This is a genomic window from Kocuria atrinae C3-8 (assembly GCF_000286355.1).
In the GTDB taxonomy this organism is placed as follows: Bacteria; Actinomycetota; Actinomycetes; order Actinomycetales; family Micrococcaceae; genus Kocuria; species Kocuria atrinae_A.
In genome coordinates this window covers 1-1,908 of record NZ_AJXN01000215.1, presented here as the reverse complement: position 1 = coordinate 1,908, position 1,908 = coordinate 1, and the positions used below count along the sequence as shown (strand labels likewise).

The 1,908-nt window shown below is 65.4% G+C and carries 1 protein-coding gene, 2 pseudogenes and 1 riboswitch; all 3 genes and pseudogenes read right to left on the bottom strand.

Annotated features, from left to right (window positions below):
* The gene (gene ribD / locus YO9_RS0115940; RefSeq protein ID WP_223286721.1) at window positions 1-618 is read right to left on the bottom strand and encodes a bifunctional diaminohydroxyphosphoribosylaminopyrimidine deaminase/5-amino-6-(5-phosphoribosylamino)uracil reductase RibD; all 618 of its coding nucleotides are present in this window, start codon (window positions 616-618) and stop codon (window positions 1-3) included.
* A pseudogene (pnuC, locus tag YO9_RS0115935) lies at window positions 615-1,321 on the bottom strand (nicotinamide riboside transporter PnuC). The gene ribD and the pseudogene pnuC overlap by 4 nt, the downstream one beginning before the upstream one ends.
* 111 nt (window positions 1,322-1,432) lie before the next feature.
* Window positions 1,433-1,584: riboswitch (FMN riboswitch) on the bottom strand.
* Window positions 1,585-1,738: 154 nt separating this feature from the next.
* Window positions 1,739-1,908, bottom strand: a pseudogene (locus YO9_RS0115930) (ribulose-phosphate 3-epimerase); the annotation flags it as partial.

Genomic DNA, 1,908 nt, shown 5'->3' with positions numbered 1-1,908 from the left:
TCAGGATCGCGTCCACGCGCCGCGGATCTCATGGCCGGCGTCCCGGGCCGCCGGGCCCGTGATCCACTGGCTGGTTCCGTCCGGGGCGGCTACTCTGCCGTCCAGGGACTGGGCGATCTTGAGGGTCACGAACGGACGGTTCTGGGATTGGGCCGTGAACCACCGGTCGTTGAGATCCGCGGCCTGCTCGGCCATGAGTCCTTGCCGCACCTTCACACCGTGCTCCGCGAGGAACCGGCCTCCTCCGCGGGCAGCTTCCGTGCCGTCCTGGACGGCGAAGATGACGTTGTCGATTCCCGCGTCCAGGATCGCCCTGGTACACGGACCCGTGCGGCCCGTGTGGTTGCAGGGTTCCAGCGTGATGACCATGGTGACGCCGGTGAGATCAGTGCCCGCCTCACGGGCCTTTCGCAGTGCGTCCGCCTCGGCGTGGAGGGTGCCCGCGCCGCTGTGATGTCCGGAGTGCACGATCCGACCGTGGGTGTCCAGCAGGGCCGCACCCACCACGGGGTTGGCCCCGCGCACGCCCAACGCTGCGGCGTCGAGCGCGGCAACCATGGCCGTGTGTTCGGCGGGAGTGAAGTTCTCATCGGCCTGGACCTGCACGGACGGAGTCATTTGGAGTCGTCCCCCATTTTCAGGTGGAGGTCCGGGAAACCGGTTTCGATCGTGGCCTGTTTGCGCTGGTTGGAGTTCACGCGCCACCACACGAAGAAGCCCACGAGCGTGAATGCTCCGTAGAACACGTACATCAGACCCGAGGCGTAGTAGCCGGCGGAGAACAGCAGCGGCACACCCACCAGGTCAACGGCCACCCAGATGAGCCAGAACTCGACCCAGCCTTGGCCATGCCATACGTCGCGAGCAGCGAGCCCATGAAGATCCAGGCATCCGCCCAGACCGGTTCGTAGGAACCCAGGGCGCGGAAAATCGGGGTCAGCAGCGCGGTACCGAAAACGAGCGCGGCGATCAGGAGAAAGCGCTGTTTGCCGGAGGCCCAGCGCGGTGTCACGGCTTCTTGGTTGTCGCCCCTCGAACGGCGCCACTGCACCCAGCCATACACGGACACGGCAATGAACATGACTTGGCGGCCAGCTTGGCCGAGCAGGTTGACCGGATTGGGCGTATCGAACACGGCGCCCAGGAACACGGTCAGCAGGATCAGATTGCCCAGAATGCCCACGGGCCAGGCCCAGATCTTGCGGCGCATGCCGCCGAGTGCGGACAGCAATCCGAACACGTTACCCAGGACTTCACGCCACAGGATGAATCCGTTACCCACCTGCAGTTGCGCGTCGAACAGCCAGCGCAATACGTCCACGGAATATCCTCTCGCCCTCAAACCTTGCGGCTCCGGGGCGGAGATAACGGATCATGCTCATGGGTATGAGCATCGCAACGGCACCCCTGCCAAGGGGTGGCGAGCCGATATCACGTGTGCCTACCATCCAGACTGTGACTGTCGGTACCGGAATTTCACCGGTTCGGCCGTTCCCGCATCATCGCGTGACTCTGTGCGACGAGCGTTCACGGTTCGCGGACTGTAACCGCCGGTTCGGACTTACACCGACCCCGGAACACGTTGTGATGTGCATTATGCCACGGTGTGCGCGACTCGCACGAAAGTTCGTCCGCGCAACGGTACTCTCTCGCCACCATTCGTGGCGCTCGCACGCCGCTCATAGCGGGCGCTGACACCGCCGAACACGGGATTCGATCGCGGCGTGGAGCACTCGATTCAGCCGCCCTGATGCGCCCTCGCGGTTTCGCGCAGAGCGTCGATGGCCGCGGCAGGATCGTCCTTGCCGTAGACCGCCGATCCGGCCACGAACGAGTCCGCGCCCGCCTCCGCCGCGCGCACGATCGTCTCCTCCGTGATGCCGCCGTCCACCTGCACGGCCACCGTGC